Raw genomic sequence first — 21388 nt, 5'->3', positions numbered from 1 at the left:
GGCCATAGCTCAGCTGGGAGAGCGCCTGCATGGCATGCAGGAGGTCAGCGGTTCGATCCCGCTTGGCTCCACCACTTCGACATTAGGCCGTCGAAGGTTCTACAACTTGAAGTTTTTCGTGCGTCCCCATCGTCTAGAGGCCTAGGACATCACCCTTTCACGGTGGCGACCGGGGTTCGAATCCCCGTGGGGACGCCAATTCTTGAGAACCCCGGCTTCGGCCGGGGTTTTTCTTTGCCTGGAATCCAGGCACTCATTTCAGAACCGCCGATACATCCCGATCGACGCCGGCGCGGTGGGCGCGAAGCCGAACTGTGCGTACAACCGGTGCGCTTCACCATCGGCAAGCAGGCTGACGTACGCCGACGGCGGCAGGCTGGCCCGCATCCAGTCGTCCAGCCGCCGCATCACCTCCTTGCCCAGGCCCTGCCCCTGCAGGCGCGGCAGCACGGCGATGTCGCAGACCTGCAGGTGGCAGCCACCATCGCCGACGATGCGCCCCATCGCAACCAGCTCATTGCCCTGGTAGGCACACACGCCGAACAGGGTATTGGGCAGTGCGCGCGCAGCGGCTTCCTGATGCTTGGCACTGAGGCCTGCCAGTACACGCAGCCGGCAATAGTCCTCGACCGTGGGCACGGCTTCGCGGAACTGGCAGGTGGCGGATTCATTCATGCGGCATCTCCTGATGGGTCGGGCTATCCTGCCGCATCCACGTCGCAGCCGCTGCGACCCACACCGGCAGAGTTCGCATGTGCTATTCCGCCCTGATCCGCGCCGACTACGCCAAGCTGGTGCGCGAGTTCGGCGCCCTTCTCTCGCTGGAGGAATTCGCCGAGCTGTACGCGCACGATCCCGGCAAGAAGCGCCCGAAAACCCCAAAAGCCATGGACGACGGCTTTGCCGGCGCGCGTACGGAACAGGGCCGCGACATCCTGGCAAAGATCCAGCAATGGCATGCGCAGGAGCAGCAGGCACTGGAGGCCGAGCTGGCCCGGCAGCGCGAACGACGCGATATCGCCCACGCCACGCTGGCGAGCCGCCCCACCCAGAAGGCACGCAACGATCTGCGCGTGGCCGGCAACCGCATCGAGCGCGCGCAGGCCCGGCTGGAAGACCTGCATCGGGTGCAGCTGCTGCCGCGCGACAACCGCATTTTCCCAGGCACCTACGCACCGGTCATGGTCAGCGACAACGGCCAGCGGGTGATCAAGCCGATGCGCTACCAGTGCCGGCTGCCGGACTCGCCAGCACGCAACGACGTGCTCTACCCCGGCACCTACAATGCCCGGCGCGACAGCCTGGAAGGCTACTGGCGCGGCGCATTCGGGCTGCGCCATGGGGTCGTGGTCGTGCCGGCGTTCTATGAGCACGTGCCACGCCACGCCATCGACGCACGCACGCTGGGCGCCGACGAGAAGGAACAGGACGTAGTGCTGGAATTCCGCCCCGATCCGCCACGCGACCTGCTGCTGGCCTGCCTGTGGGCAGAGTGGGAAGGACCGGAAGGCCGGCTGCTGTCATTTGCCACTATCACCGATGCCCCGCCACCCGATGTCGCCGCCGCCGGGCATGACCGCGGCGTGGTTCCGATCCGCCGGGAGCACCTGGACGCCTGGCTCAATCCGGACCCGGATGACCTGGCCCTGCAATACCGCATCCTCGACGACCGCGAGGACATCCGCTACGTGTACGACGAAGCCGGATGAACACCACGCGCCTATGAAAAACCCCGCCTGGGCGGGGTTTCTGGATCAGGGGTTGCCGCCGCACATCGCCTCTTCGCAGAAGGCTTGTTCCTGCAGGCACTGCTCGACCTCACCGCCGCGCGCGATGCAGCTCTTGTAGAGCTGGAAGCAGGGCTGGCCGCACCATGCGGCAGTCGCGGTACCACCGAAGACCGCCATCGAAAGGACACCCGCAGCAACCATGCGCTTGATCCACTTCTTCATGCCACTCTCCTTGTAGGCCTGAGCATTCAGGCCACGGCAGCATACGCCGGTCCTCTGCGCCGGGACCAATCAGGCCTTGACGCGGGAATGCCCCACCGCGCGCACCAGCGCCTGGGACAGATCCACCGACAGGTAGGGCTTGACCAGCAGCACCCCGGCCAGCATCGACGCCGGCAACTGCTCGGCCAGCATGCCGGTGGCCAGCACGAAGGGGACACCGCGTGCCGACAGCGCTGCCGCCACAGGCTCGCTGGTCTCGTTGCGAGCCAGGCGGTAGTCGAGCAGGGCCACGTCCGGCGCCGAATCCTCCAGCAGGCGCAGCGCTTCGTCCACGCTCGCCGCCAATCCGACCACGGTCGCGCCGGCATGCACCAGCTGCATCTGCAGCAGCGCGGCACTCATTTCGTCGTTCTCGACCACCAGCACCCTCAGGTCCTGCAACACTGTCATCGGCTACCGCTCCTGGAGGTATTCACGCCGCCGCAGTATAGCCACCACGGGGCCGATGCCGACAGGAAGCGCCCCGAATGGCCCTGCCCCTATGAAAGCCCTGCCGACCTCGGTTACACTCACGCGCTGCCTGCCGGTGTGGCGGAATGGTATACGCAGCTGACTCAAAATCAGCCGGGGGTGACCCCATGAAGGTTCGAGTCCTTTCACCGGCACCACTGCATCAAAGGCCAGGTCCATGACCTGGCCTTTTGCTTTTCCGGGCCCAAGGTGTCCACACTGCCTGGCATGCCTGCGTCGATTGTGCCGTCACTTCCAGACACCTTGCCCGCACGTCTGCGCCCCCTGCGGACGGATGATGCGGCCGCATGGTCCCGCTACCTCTCGCTGCCGGGCGTGATCGAACACACCAGCTGGGGCGACATCTCGGAACACGCCTTGCGCCAGCAGATCGCCCGCTACATGCCGGGCGGCCCCGACCAGCGCTGGGCGCTGGCCGATGCCGAGGACGGATTGATCGGCACCATCGGCTTGAACGGCATCGATCTCCTGCACCGCCGCGCCGAGCTCGCGTATGACCTCGACCCGCATTGGCAGGGACAAGGGCTGGCCACGCATGCGGCGCGCGCAGTGCTCGACTGGGGGCACGCAGTACGCCGTCTGGTCCGCATCCAAGCGACTGTCCTCGACAGCAATGCCCGCTCGATCGCCGTGCTGGAGCGTCTCGGCATGCAGCGGGAGGGGCTGCTGCACGCCTATCGTCATGTACGGGGCCACCCTCGTAATTTCTGGCTGTTTGCCCATCTCGAAGGTGCGGTCACGCCCCGCCCGCTGAAGCACAATTGCGACCGCTGACAACGTTGGCATTAGACGTAGCGCACACTTTTCTTGCCAGCCTCACGCACTTCTGCCTATCGTGATCGCGCCGGATCGGGGCGGGGGAATGCATGACGTTGCGTGCTGCACTGTTTTTTGTGGTCACGCACGCGCTCGTCATTGCCTTGATCGGACCGCAGGACCCGGTCGGCTCCTACCTGATGCTGATCACCGCCCCGCTGCTGGCTGCACTGGCCTGCGCGCGGCGTGCACGTGACAGCCGCGCGGCCTGCAAATGGCGGACGCTTGGCGCTGCCGTCGCGCTGTTCTCGCTTGCATTGCTGGCCCTGCTATACCGCAACGTGGCCGGCCTCGATCCCACGCAGATGACCGTGTCATCGCTGATCCTGTACGTGTTCTACCGGATCCCCCTGACCTACGTGGCCGCCAGCCCCGGAGGCGGAAGCCGCGCCATCCGCGCGGTGGACCTGGCGACCATCGCGCTGCTGTGGCTGCTGTACTACGTGCACACGCAGGCCATGGCCCCTCTGAACAGCGCATTGTGGACGCAGTGCCTGCAGACGATGAGCAGCGTGCAGAACAGCCTGGTGTTCTGCTTCGCACTGATCCGCTTCATTGCCGAGGACGATCCCGACCGCCGCGACTTCTTCCGGACACTGACCCTCTACGCACTGGGCTACTTCCTGCTGGCGCTCTACATCAACACCTACCAGCCGCAACTGCCCGATGGCAGCTGGGGGGACCTGCTGATCAGCGGACTGTTCGTGCTGCTGGCGGTGATGGCCGGCAGCCGTCGTCGCCGCCCCGCGGCGGAGATTTCCCTCGCGCTGCGGCGCATCGTCGATGCCGGCGTGCCGTTGATGCTGCCCTTGCTGCTGATGATGGTGGCGCTGCTGGTCGCCCGCCTGCAGCCGACCCTGGCCACGGTGGGCTTCCTCGGCGCCCTGCTCGGCTATGCCCTGCGCAGTGTGCTGAGCCAGGTCGAAATCCAGCGCCAGCGCGATGAACTGGAAACGCTGGCCCGGCGCGATGCGCTCACTGGGCTGGGCAACCGGCGCAGCTTCGATGAATCACTCGGAGCGGCCCACCGCCGTGCCCGCCGCCAGGGCCTGGGCCTGGCGGTGCTGATGATCGACATCGATCACTTCAAGCGGCTCAATGATACCTATGGGCACCCGGAGGGTGACCGCCGCCTGCGCGCGGTTGCCGCGATCCTCGACGGTTGCCTGCAGCGCGGCGATGACCTGCTGGCGCGCTACGGCGGTGAGGAGTTCATCGCCGCCCTGCCCTCGGCCGAAGCCACGCACGCGCTGGAGCTGGGCGAACGGCTGCGCGCCGCCGTCGAAAGCGCCGCACTGCCGGCTGCCGACGGCCGGGTGACCATCAGCGTGGGCGTGGCCTGGCAGGCCGCTGGAGATGAGCGCGAACCCAGTGACCTGGTCGCTCACGCCGACCAGGCCCTGTACCGCGCCAAGCGTGGCGGGCGCAACTGCGTGCACCTTGCCCCGGCGGCCGGCACCGCCGAGGCGCTGTCCGGCCAGCGCGCCTAGACCGCGCGCAGGGCCGGTGCCCCATGCGCATGGCCGGCCCCTTCCTGGACACGGAAGCTGGCCACGGTCTGCAACAGGTGCGCCGACTGCTCCTCCATGCTGCGCGCCGCAGCCGAGGCCTCTTCGACCAGCGCCGCGTTCTGCTGGGTGCCCTGGTCGATCAGGTCCACCGCATGGTTCATCTGCTGGATGTCATCGCTCTGCTGTTGCGAGGCAGTGCTGATCTCGGTCATCAGATCGCTGACCCGGCGCACGTTGCTCACGATCTCGTCCATGGTGCGGCCGGCGCTCTCGACCTGGGCAGTACCGGCCCCGACGTTGGCCACCGACTCATCGATCAGCTGCTTGATCTCCTTGGCGGCGCTGGCCGAACGCTGCGACAGCTCGCGGATCTCGGTGGCGACCACCGCAAAGCCGCGGCCATGTTCACCGGCACGCGCAGCCTCCACGGCAGCATTCAGTGCGAGGATGTTGGTCTGGAAGGCGATGCCATCGATCACTCCGATGATGTCGACGATGCGCCGCGAAGATGCATTGATCACCGCCATCGTCTCCACCACCTCGTGCACCACGCTGCCGCCCCGTGCGGCGACATCGGCCGCCCCACCGGCCAGCTGGCTGGCCTGGCGCGCGTTGGTGGCGGTGCGCTGCACCGTCTCGGCCAGCCCCTTCATCGACACCGCGGTTTCCTCCAGCGACGCCGCCTGCTGCTCGGTGCGCTGCGACAGGTCGCTGTTGCCCTGGGCGATCTCGGTCGCACCGACCGCGATGGTATCGGCGGCGAACTTGATCTGGCCGATGATCGCGGCCATCGCTTCGACCAGCGAGTTGACACCGTCGCACAGTTCGGCGATCGCACCCTGCTTGTCGGCCGTGGCCACGCGCCGGGTCAGATCGCCCTGCTTGGCTGCGGCCACCACCTCGCGGGTCTGCGCAACCGCACGCTGCATCGCCTGGTTCTCATGCACCTGCGCGGTGATGTCGGTGGCGTACTTGACGACCTTGAACGGCTTGCCGTTGAGGTCGAGGATCGGATTGTAGGAGGCCTGGATCCAGACTTCGCGCCCGCCCTTGCCGAGGCGGCGGTACTGCCCGGCATCGTATTCGCCGCGCCCGAGCTTTTCCCAGAACTGCCGGTATTCATCGCTGCTGCGATGCCCCGGCTCGACGAACAGCGAATGGTGCTGGCCACGCACCTCATCAAGGCTGTAGCCGGTGGTGGCGAGGAAGTTGTCGTTGGCCGAGAGGATGCGGCCATCCATGCTGAACTCAATCACCGCCTGCGACTTTCCAATCGCCGCCAGCTGCCCCGCGGAATCGGCGGCCTGCAACTTCTGCGCCGTGATGTCGGTGGCGAACTTGACCACCTTGTAGGGCCGCCCCTGCTGGTCAAGCACCGGGTTGTACGACGCCTGGATCCAGATCTCGCGCTGGCCCTTGCCGAAGCGGCGGTACTGCCCGGCATCGTATTCGCCGCGCCCGAGCCTCGCCCAGAAATCACGGTATTCGGCGCTGCGTGCCAGTTCGGGATCGACGAACAGCGAATGGTGCTTGCCCTGGATCTCGTCCAGCCGGTAGCCCATCGCCTGCAGGAAGTTGTCATTGGCCTGCAGGATGGTGCCGTCGAGTGCGAACTCGATGACCGCCTGCACGCGGTGCAACGCCGCAACCTGGGCTTCGAGCTCGGCGCGGTGGGTCGCCGCCGGCTCGGTGCGGGTGCGCTGCTGCGGAGCCAGCGCGCCCAGCAGCGCACGCCACGGCGACCAACGGGTATGCAGCTCGGCCGGCGCCTGCGCGCCCGCCGTGAAGCCTGGAATGAGCATTGTCTGATCCTCGGTGTCCGGTAAGCGGTTGCGACCCGACGGGCGGGATGCCCGGCGGCAACTTCAGTTGCTTGGGACTGCAGGTACCGGGTGGGCACCCCTCGAGCGGCTGGCAAGAACATCTGGTGCGGGTGCGATCGGCATCTGGGAGCGGCGGAACACACAGCGCGGACCGCCCATCGGGGGCAGCCTGGGGTCCTGCAGCGGGCGACTGGAGCGGGATCCAGAGGGGATATCGGCGATGGGTCAGGCGGCTTTAGCGGAATTCCGCGACGCCCGTCGCAACTTGCGACGCTATTGCGGGGATGCGGTAGACAATCGCGATGTACTTCACAGCTTGCTCACGCGCGACGGGCACACCGCCGAGGGATTCCGCCAGGCGCCGGCTGGGCGCGTTCTGCTCGGCTACCGGGTAACGGAATGCGGCGCAGTCCAGCCGCAGGGACGCGGACGCCAGCACCGCCGACACGGCTTCGCGGCCATAGCCCTGCCCATGCATCGATTCAGCGATCCAGACGCCCAACTCGGGTTCCGCATCACCGGTGCGATGCAGGTCTGCCAGGCCAAGGAAAGTGTGATCCGTGCGGCGGCGGATGACGAATGTGAAGTCCGAACCATCGGCGATGGTGAGCAACCACGCGCGCCAGACCACGGCGAATGCCTGCTCCGATGCAGGCGGATCGAACGCCATGTAGCGGGTCAGCCCCGGCGTGATCGCGATGAACGCCTCGCCCGCGTCATCCATTGTGAAGGGCCGAAGGCTCAGCCGCGGGCTGCCGATGGTCCAGTCGCTGGGACGCAGGATATGGGTCGTCGATTCCTTCATTGAGCACAGCCTCGCCCGAACGCCGATGCAGTTCAAGCCGAAAAGGTTTGCATGACCAACGGGAGATTCCGTGGCAGATGAAAATGACCAGCATGCAGCGAACTGCAGGACGTTCACTGACACGGAGATCGCATGTTCACACGCTTGGCCAGCTTCCTGATTCTGGGCCTGTGCAGCACCGGCGCCCTCGCCGCCGATGCCAGCTATCGGCCGACCTTCCATCCCGACCAGTTGAAGGGGCCGCCCGCCGGGCGCACGAACGAAGTGCTGGTACTGGGCAGCACCCACTTGTCCGGGCTGCCCAAGACCTTCCAGCCGGCCCTGCTGGAGCCCTTGCTGCAGCGACTGGTCGCCTGGAAACCCGAGCTGATCGCCACCGAGGATCTGTCCGGCCTGCAGTGCGATTTCATGCGCCGCTACCCCGCCCGCTACGCGGAAAGCGTGGCCACCTACTGCTTCGACACCTCGGCCGCTCAGGCCGCGACCGGACTGGACGTGCCCGCTGCGAACACCGAGGTCGAGCGCCTGCTCTCGAACTGGCCAGATGACCCGACGCCTGCCCAGCGTCGTCGGCTGGCTGCACTGTTCCTGGCGGCGGGCGAACGGGGATCGGCCCAGGTGCAGTGGCTGCGCCTGCCCGCCGCCGAACGCAAGGACGGCGACGGGCTGAGCGCGGCCCTGGTCGAGTTCCTCGACAAAGGCCTGGTTCGCCGCAATGAAACGAATCTGATCGCTGCGGAAGTCGCTGCGCGCCTCGGCCATGAGCGTCTCTGGGCCGTGGACGACCACACCGCCGATTCGCCCACACCTGCCGAGGACGAAGCGGCGGCCAGCGCCGCCATCACCGGCGCCTGGAAGAACGCGCACTCGCAGGCGCGGCGGGAAGCCGACAAGCGCCTGGTGGCCGGCCTGAACAAACCCGACGGCGTGCTGGCGCTGTACAGGGCCTACAACAGCCCTGCGGCGGCGATGGACGCGTACCGGAGCGACTTCGGCGCGACACTCGTCGAGCCCTCAGCCAAGGCATTCGGCAGGATGTATGTCGGCTACTGGGAAACCCGCAACCTGCGCATGGTCGCCAACATGCGCGACGTGCTGGGCCTGCACCCCGGCAGCCGCATGCTGGCCATCGTCGGCGCCTCGCACAAGGGCTACTACGAGGCCTACCTCAACCAGATGCACGATGTGCAGCTGGTCAGTGCGGACGCAGTATTGCGCTGACGGTGGATGGTGCCGGCCCTGCGCCGGCACTATCCTGCAGGGCCCGCGTTGCAGGTACCGACATGCTCAAGGTGATCGCCGAGGATTTCATCCATGCCGAGGCTGTTTCAACCGTCCTTCCGCTGTACCGTGAGCTGGTCGCCTGCACGCAGCGCGAGCCCCTGTGCATCAGCTATGAACTGTTCGTTGACCAGAAGGATCCCGGGCACTTCATCTTCATCGAGCTCTGGCCGGACCGCGCCGCGCTCGACCTCCACTGCGCCAGCGAACACTTCCAGCGCCTGGTGCCACAGATCAACGCCTTCCAGCGTGCGCCCTGCCGGTTCGTGCTGATGGAGGCCGCTGCGCTGTAGATCACGGGGCGGCGGTTCGCTGTGGTGGCCGATTGGCCCGCCACAGCACCGCGCTTGCGGCCAGCGTGCAGGCCAGTGTCAGCGCCAGCAACGCCACAACGCCGCCGTGCAGCAGCGGCAGCAACGCCTGCGCATGCAGGTCGCCACGCAGCTGTTCCAGGCGCAAGCCGCCGGCCAATGCCAGGCACCAGCCAACCATGGCCGGTGCGTAGGCGGCAACGACAGTTCGATTCCAGGCCATCATCGTGCACTCTCCTGTACGGGGTGGATGGGGCGATTGTTCCGCCCCGCCCTCTCACAGGCTGAGACCGCCTCCAACGGCTATCGCGACCAGCCTCCGCCCAGTGCCGCCATCAGCGCCGCGCTGGCCTGCAGCTGCCGGCTCTGGATGTCCTGCAGTCCCAACTGCGCCTGGCGGGCATCGGTCTGAGCGCTGACCACGTCCAGGTAGCTCACCGCACCACCGGCGTAACGGTCATTGGCGATCTGCTCGGCACGCCGCGCCGCAGTCACCGCATCCTGCTCGTGGCCGCGCTGCGCATCGAGCTGGCGCAGCAGGGTCAACTGGTCTTCCACCTGGCGGATCGCGGCCAGCACGGTGGCCCGGTACTGCGCCGAGGCCGCGTCGAACTCGGCATAGGCCTCGGCCTTGGCCGCCTTGCGACGGCCGCCATCGAACACCGGCAGCGCCGCCAGTGGACCCAGCGCCCAGTAGCGGTTACCCGCGTCGAGCAGGCCACTGCCACCCGAGGTCTGGCCGCCCAGCAGGCCGCTGAGACTGAGCTGCGGGAACCACGCCGCGCGGGCCACGCCGATGCCCGCATTGGCAGCGAACACCCGGCGCTCGGCCGCAGCGATATCCGGCCGTCGCTGCAGCAGGCGGCTGGGCAGATCGGCTGGCACCGATGGCAGGGCTGGCAGACCCGCGTCAGCAATGATGAAGCCGGTGGCCGGCGCGCCGACCAGTTCGGCGATGGCATGCCGCAGCAGTTCATGGCGGCCGTCGAGCGCATCCAGATCGGCCTGCGCGCTGGCCAGCTGGTGCTGCGCGCGCGATACATCCAGTTGCGAAGCGATCTCGCCACGGAAACGGTCTTCGGTCAGCGCCAACGCCTGCCGGTAGTCCTCGATGCTGTCATGCAGGATCGCCTGCTGCGCTTGGGCGCCGCGCAGCTGCAGATAGAGCCCGGCCAACTGCTGCGACAGGCTCAGCCGGGCAGCGGCAAGGTCATCACCACTGGCCTCGGCACGCGCCTTGCCCGCGGCAGCCGCGTTGCGCAGGCGGCCCCACAGATCAAGGTCGAACGACAGCGAGAACGTGGCGGTATTGCTGTCATAGATGGCTGGCTGGGTGGCGCTGCGCAGCGGCTTGTCATCGGACTGCCGCTGGCGGACCGGGCCGGTGCTGAAGCCGACCTGCGGCGCCCGCGCCGATGCCACTTCACCTGCTGCGGCGCGTGCCGCATCGTAGTGCGCCACGGCCAGCGCCAGGCTCGGGTTGGCCGCGCCCAACTGCTGTTGCAGCTGGTCCAGCACCGGATCGTGGAAGGCCTGCCACCACGCCTGTGGCAGCGGCGAGCGGGTATCCACTTTTTCCGTGTGCTCATAGGCTGCAGGCATCGCCAGGACCGGCGTCTGATAGGTGGGTGCCAGCGAGCAGCCTCCCAGCAGCAACCCCATCACGACCAACGTCGCTGTGCGCTCAACCGCGGGCATGCGCAGGCTCCGCACTGCCGGCCACCACTCGCACATGATCGCCTTCTCGCAAAGCATCCGGCGGATTGGAAATGACCCTCTCCCCTGCCTTCAGGCCACGGTCGACGCGCAGCGTGCTGCCCAGGTCACTGGCGATATGGATGTCGCGCAGGTGCACGATGTCCTTGCTGTCGACCACTGCCACCTGGGTGCCCTTGGCCCGGAAGATCAACACCTCCGCTGGCACGCTCACGCCAGCTCCCCCGCCCTGCAGCGGGAGGGTCACTTCCGCGTAGCTGCCGGGCAGCAGTGCGCCATCGGCATTGTCGACCACGAACTGTGCCAGCAGGGTGCCGGAGCTGCGGTCGATCGCGCTGGAGTCTCCCTGCAGGGTGGCGGTGAAATGGCGTCCCTCCTGGCCCGGTACCTGCAACGTTGCCTGCAGCCCGGGACGGATGCTGGCCGCGCTGTTCTGCGGTACCGGCACCATCAGGCGCAGGCGTCGGGTATCGGCGATGTTGAACAACTCGCGCCCGCTGTCATCGGCGCGGATCAACTGGCCAACGTCGGTCTGCCGCGAGGTGACCGTGCCATCGAACGGCGCACGCAAGGTGCGGTAACGACCGAGTTCCTGCAGCCGCGCGTAGTCGGCCTGCGCTGCTTCCACGCTGGCCCGTGCGGCCACCGCGTTGGCCTGCTTCTCGTCGGCTTCCTGGCGCGATACCGAATGGCTGCCGAGCATGCCCTGCCAGCGCTCGGCGCTGACCTTGGCCAGCGCCGCGTCGGCCTGCACCTGCAGCAGATGGGCATGCGCCTGCGCGATCTGCTGGTCCAGCTCCGGGCTGTCGATCACCGCCAGCACCTGCCCCACCTTCACCGGCTGGCCGATGTCGGCGCTCCACGACTTCAGGTAGCCACCCACGCGCGCGTGGATCGGTGCTTCGGTCCAGGCACTCAGGTGCGACGGCAGCGTCATCGTGCCCGCGGCGCCCTGCTCCCCGGCGGTCACCACCTGCACCGACGGCACCGCCTGGCGCTCGGTCCACTCGACCACGGCGTGTGCCTGCTGCGCGCGCAGGGCCAGGCCACCGGCAACGAGGATGACCACCACGGCGGCGGCCAGGACCAGAGGACGGCGCAGCGAATGCTGCGGCAGCGAAGACTCAGACATGCAGGGGTTCTCCGGCAGGAGCAGTACGGGTTTTACGGGAGTGGGCCAATGCGAACACCACCGGTACGAACAGCAGCGTGGCGCAGGTGGCCAGCAGCAGGCCGCCGATCACCGCGCGGCCCAGCGGCGCATTCTGCTCAGTGGACAGTGCAGTCGGCAGCATGCCGAGGATCATCGCCAGCGCGGTCATGCAGACCGGGCGGAAGCGGGTGAAACCCCCTTCCAGTGCGGCCTTGACCGCGTCGCCGTGCTCGGCCAGGCGCTCGCGGCAGAAACTGACCACCAGGATCGAATTGGCCGTAGCCACGCCCATGCACAGGATGGCACCGGTCAATACCGGCACGGACAACGTGGTGTGGGTCAGGAACAGCATCCAGACCACACCGGCCAGGCCCGCTGGCAACGCGGTGATGATCACGAACGGATCGGTCCAGGACTGGAAGTTGATGACGATCAGCAGGTAGATCAGCACGATCGCGGCCAGCAGGCCGTAGCCGAGGCCGGTGAAGGCCACGTGCAACGCATCGATCTGGCCGTGCAGGCCAACCTCGGTGCCGCGCGGCCGCTGGCCGGCCATGCCATCGATGACCTTCTGCACGTCGGCCGCCACGGCGCCGAGATCGCGGCCCTGCACGCTGGCATATACGTCCAGCGTGGGTTGCACGTTGTAATGGGTAACGACCGCCGAACTGGAGCCGCGCTGGATCTGGGCCAGGCCACCGAGCACCTGTGGCACGCCACCACCGCTGCCGGTGACCGGCAGCGCCTGAAGTGCGGCCAGGCTGTCCATGCGGTACTGCGGCGTGGCGGCGACCACGCTGTAGGAGATGCCGTTCTTCGGGCTCAACCAGAATGTCGGGGCGACCTGGCCGCTACCGGCCAGCGACGCCACCATGCTGTTGGTGACATCACGCTCGGTGATGCCCAGCCCGTTGGCGCGAAGCCGATCGACATCCACCTTCAGGGTCGGATAGCCATCGGGTTGCTGCAGGCGCAGGTCGACCAGGCCCGGCACGTGGCGCAGGCGGCGCTGCAGTTCCTGCGCATAGGCGCGGTTGCCGGCGGCATCCGGTCCGACGATGCGCACGTCCAGCGGCGCCGGTGAACCGAAGTTGAGGATCTGGCTGCTGGTATCGGCGGGCAGGAACGCAAAGCTGGCGCCCGGGAAGGCCGAAGGCAGTACCTCGCGCAGGCGTCGCGCGTATTCGGCGGCATCGCCGTGACCCGGTTTCAGCGAGACCTGGATGTCACCATCCTGCGGACCGATGGTGCCGGTAGCGCTGTAAGCCATGTTGATGCCGGTCATCGGCAGGCCGAGGTTGTCGACGATGGCATCGATTTCCTGCGGCGGTAGTTCCTGGCGGATGCGCGCTTCGATGCGGTCGAATGATGCAGCGGTTTCCTCGATGCGCGTGCCCAAGGGCAGGCGCACATGCAGCGACAATGCACCAGCCTCGGTGGCAGGGAAGAAGTCCTGGCCCAGGGTTGGCAGCAGCGCGAAGGACACCAGCACGCAGGCCATGAAACCGAGCAGGAAGCGGCCCCGGTGCGCCAGTGCCAGGCCCAGCAGCGCGTGGTAGCGGTCGCGGGTGGCGGAGAATCCGGCTTCGAAGCGCTGCTGCCAGCGCACCAGCGTGGCCGCCATCCGTGCGCGACGCGGTTGCGGATGATCGCCTTCATGATGGTTGAGGAACGCATCCTCGGGATGATGGCCTACCCCGCCCTCCACCCGGTGCGGACGCAACAGGTACAACGCCATGGTCGGCACCAGCGTGCGCGACAGCACGAACGAGCTGGCCATGGCGAAGATCACCGCCAACGCCATCGGTCGGAACAGGTAACCGGCAATGCCGTCGAGCAGGAACATCGGCACGAACACGATGCAGATGCACAGCAGCGACACGAACGCCGGGCCGACGATCTGCGCGGCGCCATCAAGGATCGCCTCGCGTACGCCCTTGTCCTGCTCCAGGTGCCAGTTGACGTTCTCGATGGTGACCGTGGCATCGTCGACCAGGATGCCCACGGCCAGTGCCAGGCCACCCAGGGTCATCACATTGAGCGTCTGCCCGGTGGCGGACAGCAGCGCGATGGCCGACAGCACCGCCAACGGAATCGAGGCGGCGATGATCACGGTCGAGCGCCAGCTGCCGAGGAACACCAGGATCATCACGCTGGTCAGCAGCGCGGCGATGATGCCCTCGCGGGCGACGCTGCTGATCGATTCGCGCACGAAGGTGGACGCATCACCGAGCAACGAGATCTTCAGCGATGGCGGCAAGGTTTCGCCAATCTGCGGCAGCATGGCGCGGATACGGCTGACCAGGGTCAGGGTCGAGGCGTCGCCATTCTTCAGCGCGGCCATCAGCACCGAGTGGCCACCGTTGACCCGCACGATGTTGGTCTGCGGCGGCGAGCCATCGCGCACGTGGGCGACCTGGCCGATGGTGACCACCGCACCATCGACGGTGCGGATCGGCAGGTCATTCAGCGCTTCGATCTCGCTCGGGCTGTTGTTGAGCAGCACGGTGAATTCGTTGCTGCCCAGCTTGGCGGTACCGACCGGGGTGATCTGGTTCTGCGCGGCCAGCGCGTTGCCCACGTCCTGTGCGGACAGGCCCTTGGCCGCCATTGCCTGCGGGTCCAAGTCGAGGGTGATCTGGCGCTGCCTGCCGCCGTAGGGTGCAGGGATGGCCAGACCGGGGATCGAGGTCAGCGGCGGGCGCACGGTGTTCTGCGCCAGGTCGCGGATCTGAGATTCCCCCAGGGTCGGGCTGGAGAACGCCATCTGCAGCACCGGCACGGTGGAGGCGCTGTAGTTGAGGATCAGCGGCGGGGTCATGCCGGCCGGCATCTGCTTGACGATGGTCTGCGAGATCGCGGTGATCTGCGCATTGGCGGTGCGGATGTCCACGCCGGGCTGGAAGAACACCTTGACCACGCCCATGCCCGCCAGCGACTGCGATTCGATGTGCTCGATGTCGTTGACGGTGGTGCTGAGCGCACGCTCGTAGGGCGAGATCACCCGCCCGGCCATCGCATCCGGTGACAGGCCGGTGTACTGCCAGACCACGGCGATGACGGGGATGCCGATATCGGGGAATACATCGGTGGGGGTGCGCAGCGCGCTGAGCGGACCGACGATGCAGATGAAAATGGCCATCACCACGAAGGTGTAAGGCTTGTTGAGCGCGGTCCTGACCAACCCGAGCATGCGGCTCTCCAGCGATGCCACTGCCCACCGCGGGCAGCGCAGGCCGGCAAGTATCGGCGCTACCGGCTAAAACAAGGCTGTGCCGCAGATGAAACATATTTCATGAAGGAAGTGGGTTCGGCAGGGCTGCGCCCTGCACCTGCCGAAGCAACGGCAGCGGCAACAGCCAAAGCAACAGCAACAGCGTGCTTTCCGCGGTTTGGCGCGGCGATGCCGGAGTGCGGGGACGCCGCAAGTACGTCCGTGTAGGCTTGGCAGCCGCATCCATGCGGCTGACACCCCGCACTCCGACACCGCCCCACCTCTGACAGATTCCCGTGGCTGTTGGTGGATGTCGACCTTGGTCGACACATCTGTCAGACATCCAAATAAATCGAATGAGATCTGACAGACCGCAGAAAACTGTCGAAGGCGGGGTGGGTCCGGTTGCGGGGGCGTGAGCGGCATGGATGCCGCGGCCAAGCCCCCAAGGACGGGTTTACGGCGTCCCCCGCAACCGGACCCATCCCGCCATCCCACAGGAAGCCCGCTTCTGCCTTTGCTGTTGCTCCCGCTCCGGCTCTGGCTCTGAGCGGGTGCAGGGCGCAGCCCTGCTCAGTAATCCCCCCTCGTGCACAATGGAGCCGACCCCGCCTGGACACCGTCCTGATGTCGAGCAAGCCGTATTCAGAAGCCTGCGAGCGCAACCGCGAACCGATCGCCACCGCACTCGACCCGTGGATGGGCGACCGCCACCGGCTGCTGGAAATCGGCAGTGGCACCGGCCAGCACGCAGCCTTCTTTGCCGAGCGCTGGCCGTGGCTGCGCTGGCAGCCCAGTGATCATCCCGACCACCTGCCTGGCATCGAGGCGTGGCGCGCCGAAGCGGCCTTGCTGAACCTGTTGCCGCCGCTGGCGCTGCAGGTGGAACTGCCGCCGGCACCCGGCCTCAGCCTGCCGCAGGGCAGCACGTTCGACGCCGCATTCAGCGCCAACACGCTGCACATCATGGGCTGGGAACACGTGCAGGCGCTGTTCGCCGCGCTGCCGCCGGTGCTGCGCCATGGCGCGCTGCTGGCGGTGTACGGCCCATTCAACTATGGCGGCCGCTACACCAGTGACAGCAATGCGCAGTTCGATGCCTGGCTGAAGGCGCGTGATCCGCGCAGCGGCATCCGCGATAGTGAAGCGGTGCAGGCGCTGGCCGAGGACAACGGCTTCACCCGCCTGCGCGACGTGGCGATGCCGGCCAACAACCGCCTGCTGCTGTGGCGGCTGGGGTAAACCGGCACTACCTGTTTCGCGACGTTACGCCACCTGCACGATGTGCAGCGCCTTCGGATTGCGCCACTGCGCCAGCAGGGCAGCCTCACGCGCCTTGGCCTGCGCGAAGTGCGCTTCCTTGACGTGGCCGTAGCCGCGGATGTGCTCGGGAATGCTGGCTATTTCCACCGCCAGGGCCAGGCGGCCGTCTTCCAGGCCGTCCAGCAGCACCTGCACGGTCGCCTCGTAGTCACCGATCAGCTTGCGCTCCATGCGGCGCTCTTCAGTGCGCCCGAACACATCGAAGCGGCCGCCACGCAGGAACTTCAGCTTCGCCAGCAGGCCGAACGCCTTGAACATCCACGGGCCGTATTCCTTCTTCAGCAACCGGCCGTGCTCGTCCTTCCTGGCGAACAGCGGCGGCGCGAGGTGGAAGCGCAGCTGGTAATCGCCCTCGAACTGCTGCTGCAGGCGGCGCTGGAAGTCGCCACTGGTGTACAGGCGGGCCACTTCGTATTCGTCCTTGTAGGCCATCAGCTTGAACAGGTAACGGGCCACCGTCTCGGTCAGCGCGGTGGAGCCGCCGATGCGCTCGGCTTCGGCGGCGCGCACGCGCGACACCAGATCGCGATAGCGGTTGGCATAGGCGGCATCCTGGTACTCGACCAGGAACGCGGCGCGGCGCTCGATCATCTCATCCAGTGAGCGCGACAGGCGGGCGTCGTCCAGCGGCAGGAACGCCACATCGCCACCGTGCGAGGGCAGGCCACGCAGTTCACGTTCGTCGCCGGTGTTGCGTGGCGCGGCGGTGGCACCCCATTCGTTACCCTCCCACTCGCCCGGCGGCAGCGGATGCAGCGGGCCAGGGGTCGATTCGGTATCGGTGTGGCGGTTGCGCACCAGGCCGGCCGCCTGCTGCACGGCCTGCGGGTCGACCACGGCCAGGCGGCCCCAGGCGAACGCCTGCTGGTTCATTGCCACGGCGGCGCCGTTGAGTTCGATGGCACGCATCAGCGAGTCGAACGACAGCGGTACCAGGCCCTGCTGCCACGCATAGCCGAGGATGAACAGGTTGGCGGCGATGGCATCGCCCAGCAGCGCGGTGGCCAGCTGGGTGGCATCGAGCAGCAGCGGTTCCTGGCCGCCCAGCGCCACGCGCACGCCGGCAATGATGTCGGCGGCGGGGAACTGCATGTCCGGGCGGGTGGTGAAGGTGCCCGGCATCGCCTCGTAGGTGTTCAGCACCACCTGCGAACGGCCGGCGCGCACCTTCGACAGCGCCCAGTAGTCGTTCACCACCACCATGTCGCAGCCCAGCACCAGGTCGGCCTCGCCGGCGGCGATGCGCACGGCGTGGATGTCGTCGGGCCGGCGAGCGATGCGGATGTGCGTGGTCACCGCGCCACCCTTCTGCGCCAGGCCGGTCTGGTCGAGCACGGTCGCGCCCTTGCCTTCCAGGTGGCCGGCCATGCCCAGCAGGGCGCCGATGGTCACCACGCCGGTACCGCCGACGCCGGTGATCAGGATGTTCCAGGGCTGTTCCAGCGTACCGCGCACCACCGGCGCCGGCAGGTTGTCCAGCAGGGTGGAGGCATCGCGCTTGCTGCCCTTGCGCGGCTGGCCACCGTGCACGGTGACGAAGCTCGGGCAGAAGCCGTTCACGCACGAATAGTCCTTGTTGCAGTTGGACTGGTCGATCTCGCGCTTGCGCCCGAATTCGGTTTCCTTCGGCAGCACCGACACGCAGAAGCTCTTCTTGCCACAGTCGCCGCAGCCTTCGCAGACCAGCGAATTGATCATCACCCGCTTCTGCGGGTCTTCGAGCTTGCCGCGCTTGCGGCGGCGGCGCTTCTCGGTGGCGCAGGTCTGCTCATAGATCAGGATGGAAACACCCTTCACTTCGCGCAGGCGCTTCTGCACGGCATCCAGTTCGCTGCGGTCATGGAACTCGACATCGCTGGGGAAGTGCTCGCGCTGGCCGGTCCACTTGCCGATGTTGTCCGACAGCACCACGATGGTGTGGATGCCCTCGGCGCGCATCTGCCTTGCGATGTCCGGCACGCTCAGCGGGCCGTCCACCGGCTGGCCGCCGGTCATCGCCACCGCATCGTTGTAGAGGATCTTGTAGGTGATGTTGACGCCGGCCGCCACCGCCTGGCGGATCGCCAGCGAACCACTGTGGAAATAGGTGCCATCGCCCAGGTTCTGGAACACGTGCGGCGTATCGGTGAACGGCGCCTGCCCGGCCCAGGTCACGCCTTCACCGCCCATGTGGGTGAAGGTGTCGGTGCTGCGGTCCATCCAGGTCACCATGTAATGGCAACCGATGCCGGCCAGCGCACGCGAACCTTCCGGCACCTGGGTGGAGGTGTTGTGCGGGCAGCCCGAGCAGTAGTGCGGCACGCGCGGGAAGCTGGCGCGCGGTAGCGCAAGCTCGGCTTCCTTCTCCTGCATCCAGTGCAGGCGCTGCTCGATCGAGTCGTTGTTGAAGAACTTCTGGATGCGGCGGCCGATCACGCCGGCGATGGTGGCCGGGGTCAGTTCGCCGGTGGACGGCAGGATCCATTCACCGCTCTCGTCGTACTTGCCGACGATGGACGGGCGCTGGCCCCAGCTGGCCGGCCAGTTGAAGAACTGTTCCTTCATCTGGCGCTCGATGAAGGCCCGCTTCTCCTCCACCACGATGATGTCTTCCAGGCCCTGCGCGAAGCGGGCAATGCCCTCCGGCTCCAGCGGCCAGGTCATGCCGACCTTGTACACGCGGATGCCGATGTCGGCGCAGGCCACTTCGTCCAGGCCCAGGTATTCCAGCGCCTGCAGCACATCCAGGTAGCTCTTGCCGGTGGTGACGATGCCCAGCCGCGCGCGCGGCGCATCCATCACCACCTTGTCGATGCCGTTGGCGCGGGCAAAGGCCTGCGCGGCCTTCACCGCATAGCGGTGCAGGCGCATTTCCTGGTCCAGCGGCGGGTCCGGCCAGCGGATGTTGAGGCCCCCGCTGGGCATGTCGAAGTCTTCGGGCAGCACGATGCGGCGGGCCAGCGGATCGACCTCGACCGAGGCCGACGATTCCACCGTTTCGGCGATGGTCTTGAAGCCGACCCAGCGGCCGGTATAGCGGCTCATCGCCCAGCCCAGCAGGCCCATGTCGAGGATGTCCTGCACGCCGGCCGGGTTCAGCACCGGCATCATCGCGCTGACGAATTCGTCCTCGCTGCCATGCGGCAGGGTCGAGCTGCGGCAGGCATGGTCATCGGCCGCCAGCGCCAGCACGCCGCCGTATCGCGAAGTGCCGGCGGCATTGGCATGCTTGAACACGTCGCCACAGCGGTCCACGCCGGGGCCCTTGCCGTACCACATGCCGAACACGCCCTGCACGTTGGCGCCCGGGAACAGGTTGGTCTGCTGCGTGCCCCACACCATGGTGGCGCCCAGGTCCTCGTTGAGGCCCGGGGTGAACTTCACCTTGGCCGCTTCCAGGTGCTGGCGCGCGCGCCACAGCTCCAGGTCGAAGCCACCCAGCGGGCTGCCGCGGTAGCCACTGACGAAGCCGGCGCTGTCGATGCCTTCGGCGGCATCGCGCAGGCGCTGCATCAGCGGCAACCGCACCAGGGCCTGCACGCCACTCAGGTAGATCCGCCCCTCGTTGCGGGTGTACTTGTGGTCGAGCGTGTAGTCACGGTCGATCAGGTCGGCGGAAGAAGGCGAAGTGAGTTGCGCGGTACTGGTCATGGCTGGCCCGGTAGGATCGGCTGGCACCGGCCGCGTGCGGGCACGCGGCGGGAAAGGCGCGGATTGTAGCAGCGCCCTCGTAATGCCCCCGGCACTCGCGCCCGCGCCGCTGCTGGGGTTAGGATCGGGCAGAGAGAGAGGGAGGCTGCGATTGCAGCCTGGGGAGAAGGGATGTCAGTTCCAGGAAAGATCCTGGCCAGCATGCTGCTGGCCTCGGGAGCGGCCACAGCGTGGGCGGCGCCGGCGTTGCCGGCCCCTCAGGAGTTCTACTTCGACAGCGATCCGGCCGCTGCGCCGATGGTGGCGGTGCAGGGCGAGGGCGATGAGCTGGTCGCCCAGCTGCTCAAGCTGCGTGAACGTGGCAGGCGTGCCGTTGAAGCCACGGTGCAGCTGGCGATGGTGGCAGGTGCACAGGGCCGTGGCGAGCTGGCCGAGCAGTTGTATGGCGAGGCCATGAAAGAGGCGCCGGCCCAGAGCAGCAGTGGCCGCAGCGTGCGTTGGAACTACGGCTGGGACCTGCTTCGCCAGGGCAAGCCGGAGGCGGCCCTGGAACAGTGGCTGGCCTCGGCGGGCAATGCGCGCACGAAGCCCAGCTGGGTGCCGCCGACCTATGCGCTGGCGCTGTGGCGGTTGGGGCAGAAGCAGGAGGCGGTGCAGTGGTACGCGGCCGCGGTGCGGACCGAGCCGTCGCAGTGGAGCAGCACGGCGCAGTTTGCGCAGTTGCTGCCGCACTGGCGCGAGGATGAGCGCGCGTCGCTGGCCGAGGTGCAGCAGGCGTGGGCGGCCGCGCCGCCTGCCTGGCCCTGAGGAAGGGGTTCGGCCGGGTTGCACCCGGCACCCGCAGAGGCAACGGCCAGAGCCAAAGCAACAGCAACAGCAACAGCGGACTTACCGAGGGAGGCGGGGCGGTGTAGGCAGGCAGGACACGCCGTAAACCCGTCCATGGGGGCTCGATGGCGCCATCCATGGCGCCAACGGTCCTGCCTGCCCACACCGCCCCGCCTCTGACAGCTCCCTGCTGCTGGTAGGTGTCGACCTTGGTCGACACGGTATCCACGCCATGCGTGGATGAATCTGCATCGGAATCGATTATTCGATATCTGATCGAAATGCAGCCGAGCGTGGGCTCGGCTCTACAAGAGGCGGCCAGCCAACCGGCTTTGCTTTTGACCTTCTTTTTTCTTTTCCGTGGCGGACGCACTCGGAAATTGTCAGAGGACGGGCGGGGTGGGTTCGCGGGGGTGTCTGATCTGGCCCCCTGAAAACGGACGCCATGAAGCCGTTTCAGGCGGCAGTCCGGAGCTGCCGGGCATAGTTGTTAG

Annotated in this window: 17 protein-coding genes and 2 tRNA genes; 9 read left to right on the top strand and 10 right to left on the bottom strand. The window is 67.2% G+C overall.

The features are described from left to right. Positions 1-122: 122 nt before the first annotated feature. Positions 123-198: transfer RNA gene (locus O0J73_RS13625), tRNA-Glu, on the top strand. Positions 199-258: 60 nt separating this feature from the next. Here the strand turns inward: O0J73_RS13625 and O0J73_RS13620 are convergent. Further along, positions 259-675, bottom strand: coding sequence for a GNAT family N-acetyltransferase (locus tag O0J73_RS13620; RefSeq protein ID WP_008267409.1), 417 nt, complete (start codon positions 673-675; stop codon positions 259-261). Between the two features lie 77 nt (positions 676-752). On the opposite strand from O0J73_RS13620, the gene O0J73_RS13615 reads away from it, so the two are divergent. Further along, a complete protein-coding gene (locus tag O0J73_RS13615; RefSeq protein ID WP_197564100.1) occupies positions 753-1709 on the top strand; it encodes an SOS response-associated peptidase family protein in 957 nt (318 codons plus the stop codon). A 45-nt stretch (positions 1710-1754) separates the two neighbouring features. Here the strand turns inward: O0J73_RS13615 and O0J73_RS13610 are convergent, their stop codons facing one another. Both O0J73_RS13610 and O0J73_RS13605 read right to left on the bottom strand, forming a co-directional pair. Beyond that, entirely contained in the window at positions 1755-1952 is a 198-nt protein-coding gene (locus O0J73_RS13610; RefSeq protein WP_006461763.1) for a hypothetical protein, read from the bottom strand. 69 nt (positions 1953-2021) lie between these two features. Then, positions 2022-2402, bottom strand: a complete 381-nt coding sequence (locus tag O0J73_RS13605; protein ID WP_006461765.1) for a response regulator — start codon at positions 2400-2402, stop codon at positions 2022-2024. Positions 2403-2534: 132 nt separating this feature from the next. Between O0J73_RS13605 and O0J73_RS13600 the strand changes: the two genes are divergently transcribed. The 3 genes from O0J73_RS13600 to O0J73_RS13590 all read left to right on the top strand — a co-directional run bounded on the left by O0J73_RS13600 (position 2535) and on the right by O0J73_RS13590 (position 4789). Next, positions 2535-2620 (top strand) — tRNA-Leu (locus O0J73_RS13600). Positions 2621-2690: 70 nt separating this feature from the next. Next, positions 2691-3257 (top strand): GNAT family protein, encoded by a 567-nt coding sequence (locus O0J73_RS13595; RefSeq protein ID WP_197564101.1) that lies wholly within the window; start codon positions 2691-2693, stop codon positions 3255-3257. Positions 3258-3349: 92 nt separating this feature from the next. Beyond that, positions 3350-4789: a GGDEF domain-containing protein gene (locus O0J73_RS13590; protein ID WP_197564102.1), complete on the top strand. Its 1440-nt coding sequence runs from the start codon at positions 3350-3352 to the stop codon at positions 4787-4789. On the opposite strand, the gene O0J73_RS13585 is transcribed toward O0J73_RS13590, so the two are convergent. Together O0J73_RS13585 and O0J73_RS13580 are read right to left on the bottom strand one after the other, a co-directional pair. After that, on the bottom strand, positions 4786-6612 hold the full coding sequence (locus O0J73_RS13585; protein ID WP_197564103.1) for a methyl-accepting chemotaxis protein: 1827 nt from the start codon (positions 6610-6612) through the stop codon (positions 4786-4788). The two genes, O0J73_RS13590 and O0J73_RS13585, sit on opposite strands and share 4 nt — an antisense overlap. Positions 6613-6868: 256 nt before the next feature. Continuing rightward, positions 6869-7438 (bottom strand): GNAT family N-acetyltransferase, encoded by a 570-nt coding sequence (locus O0J73_RS13580; RefSeq protein ID WP_308308914.1) that lies wholly within the window; start codon positions 7436-7438, stop codon positions 6869-6871. A 132-nt stretch (positions 7439-7570) separates the two neighbouring features. Between O0J73_RS13580 and O0J73_RS13575 the strand changes: the two genes are divergently transcribed. Both O0J73_RS13575 and O0J73_RS13570 read left to right on the top strand, forming a co-directional pair. Next, complete coding sequence (locus tag O0J73_RS13575) at positions 7571-8659, top strand: DUF5694 domain-containing protein (protein ID WP_308308913.1); 1089 nt, start codon at positions 7571-7573, stop codon at positions 8657-8659. Positions 8660-8721: 62 nt separating this feature from the next. Next, positions 8722-9012: a putative quinol monooxygenase gene (locus O0J73_RS13570; RefSeq protein ID WP_049458829.1), complete on the top strand. Its 291-nt coding sequence runs from the start codon at positions 8722-8724 to the stop codon at positions 9010-9012. Between the two features lies 1 nt (position 9013). Here O0J73_RS13570 and O0J73_RS13565 read toward each other — a convergent pair whose 3' ends face one another. The 4 genes from O0J73_RS13565 to O0J73_RS13550 all read right to left on the bottom strand — a co-directional run bounded on the left by O0J73_RS13565 (position 9014) and on the right by O0J73_RS13550 (position 15092). Beyond that, on the bottom strand, positions 9014-9253 hold the full coding sequence (locus tag O0J73_RS13565; protein ID WP_308308911.1) for a hypothetical protein: 240 nt from the start codon (positions 9251-9253) through the stop codon (positions 9014-9016). An 80-nt stretch (positions 9254-9333) separates the two neighbouring features. Further along, positions 9334-10728, bottom strand: coding sequence for an efflux transporter outer membrane subunit (locus O0J73_RS13560; protein ID WP_308308910.1), 1395 nt, complete (start codon positions 10726-10728; stop codon positions 9334-9336). Then, positions 10715-11878: an efflux RND transporter periplasmic adaptor subunit gene (locus O0J73_RS13555; protein WP_308308909.1), complete on the bottom strand. Its 1164-nt coding sequence runs from the start codon at positions 11876-11878 to the stop codon at positions 10715-10717. The genes O0J73_RS13560 and O0J73_RS13555 overlap by 14 nt, the downstream gene beginning before the upstream one ends. Next, entirely contained in the window at positions 11871-15092 is a 3222-nt protein-coding gene (locus O0J73_RS13550; protein ID WP_308308908.1) for an efflux RND transporter permease subunit, read from the bottom strand. The genes O0J73_RS13555 and O0J73_RS13550 overlap by 8 nt, the downstream gene beginning before the upstream one ends. 648 nt (positions 15093-15740) lie before the next feature. On the opposite strand from O0J73_RS13550, the gene O0J73_RS13545 reads away from it, so the two are divergent. Continuing rightward, positions 15741-16355 carry a DUF938 domain-containing protein gene (locus O0J73_RS13545; RefSeq protein ID WP_197565074.1) on the top strand — a complete coding sequence of 205 codons (615 nt, stop codon included), beginning with the start codon at positions 15741-15743 and terminating at the stop codon, positions 16353-16355. A gap of 24 nt (positions 16356-16379) precedes the next feature. Here O0J73_RS13545 and O0J73_RS13540 read toward each other — a convergent pair whose 3' ends face one another. Then, complete coding sequence (locus O0J73_RS13540) at positions 16380-20066, bottom strand: indolepyruvate ferredoxin oxidoreductase family protein (protein WP_308308907.1); 3687 nt, start codon at positions 20064-20066, stop codon at positions 16380-16382. A gap of 171 nt (positions 20067-20237) precedes the next feature. On the opposite strand from O0J73_RS13540, the gene O0J73_RS13535 reads away from it, so the two are divergent. Beyond that, on the top strand, positions 20238-20873 hold the full coding sequence (locus tag O0J73_RS13535) for a tetratricopeptide repeat protein (RefSeq protein ID WP_133936226.1): 636 nt from the start codon (positions 20238-20240) through the stop codon (positions 20871-20873). The last annotated feature ends 515 nt before the right edge of the window (positions 20874-21388 follow it).

The sequence above is a fragment of the Stenotrophomonas sp. Sm6012 genome (genome assembly GCF_030985895.1).
GTDB lineage: Bacteria > Pseudomonadota > Gammaproteobacteria > Xanthomonadales > Xanthomonadaceae > Stenotrophomonas > Stenotrophomonas forensis.
The sequence above is the reverse complement of the archived record's forward strand: the minus strand, read 5'-3'. Positions and strand labels throughout refer to the sequence as shown.

Coding starts and splice junctions, on each gene's coding strand:
- O0J73_RS13545 (WP_197565074.1), top strand. CDS start 15,741: ATGTCGAGCAAGCCGTATTCAGAAGCCTGCGAGCGCAACCGCGAACCG.
- O0J73_RS13610 (WP_006461763.1), bottom strand. CDS start 1,952: ATGAAGAAGTGGATCAAGCGCATGGTTGCTGCGGGTGTCCTTTCGATG.
- O0J73_RS13615 (WP_197564100.1), top strand. CDS start 753: ATGTGCTATTCCGCCCTGATCCGCGCCGACTACGCCAAGCTGGTGCGC.
- O0J73_RS13570 (WP_049458829.1), top strand. CDS start 8,722: ATGCTCAAGGTGATCGCCGAGGATTTCATCCATGCCGAGGCTGTTTCA.
- O0J73_RS13580 (WP_308308914.1), bottom strand. CDS start 7,438: ATGAAGGAATCGACGACCCATATCCTGCGTCCCAGCGACTGGACCATC.
- O0J73_RS13590 (WP_197564102.1), top strand. CDS start 3,350: ATGACGTTGCGTGCTGCACTGTTTTTTGTGGTCACGCACGCGCTCGTC.
- O0J73_RS13555 (WP_308308909.1), bottom strand. CDS start 11,878: ATGTCTGAGTCTTCGCTGCCGCAGCATTCGCTGCGCCGTCCTCTGGTC.
- O0J73_RS13585 (WP_197564103.1), bottom strand. CDS start 6,612: ATGCTCATTCCAGGCTTCACGGCGGGCGCGCAGGCGCCGGCCGAGCTG.
- O0J73_RS13535 (WP_133936226.1), top strand. CDS start 20,238: ATGTCAGTTCCAGGAAAGATCCTGGCCAGCATGCTGCTGGCCTCGGGA.
- O0J73_RS13605 (WP_006461765.1), bottom strand. CDS start 2,402: ATGACAGTGTTGCAGGACCTGAGGGTGCTGGTGGTCGAGAACGACGAA.
- O0J73_RS13540 (WP_308308907.1), bottom strand. CDS start 20,066: ATGACCAGTACCGCGCAACTCACTTCGCCTTCTTCCGCCGACCTGATC.
- O0J73_RS13595 (WP_197564101.1), top strand. CDS start 2,691: ATGCCTGCGTCGATTGTGCCGTCACTTCCAGACACCTTGCCCGCACGT.
- O0J73_RS13560 (WP_308308910.1), bottom strand. CDS start 10,728: ATGCCCGCGGTTGAGCGCACAGCGACGTTGGTCGTGATGGGGTTGCTG.
- O0J73_RS13565 (WP_308308911.1), bottom strand. CDS start 9,253: ATGGCCTGGAATCGAACTGTCGTTGCCGCCTACGCACCGGCCATGGTT.
- O0J73_RS13620 (WP_008267409.1), bottom strand. CDS start 675: ATGAATGAATCCGCCACCTGCCAGTTCCGCGAAGCCGTGCCCACGGTC.
- O0J73_RS13575 (WP_308308913.1), top strand. CDS start 7,571: ATGTTCACACGCTTGGCCAGCTTCCTGATTCTGGGCCTGTGCAGCACC.
- O0J73_RS13550 (WP_308308908.1), bottom strand. CDS start 15,092: ATGCTCGGGTTGGTCAGGACCGCGCTCAACAAGCCTTACACCTTCGTG.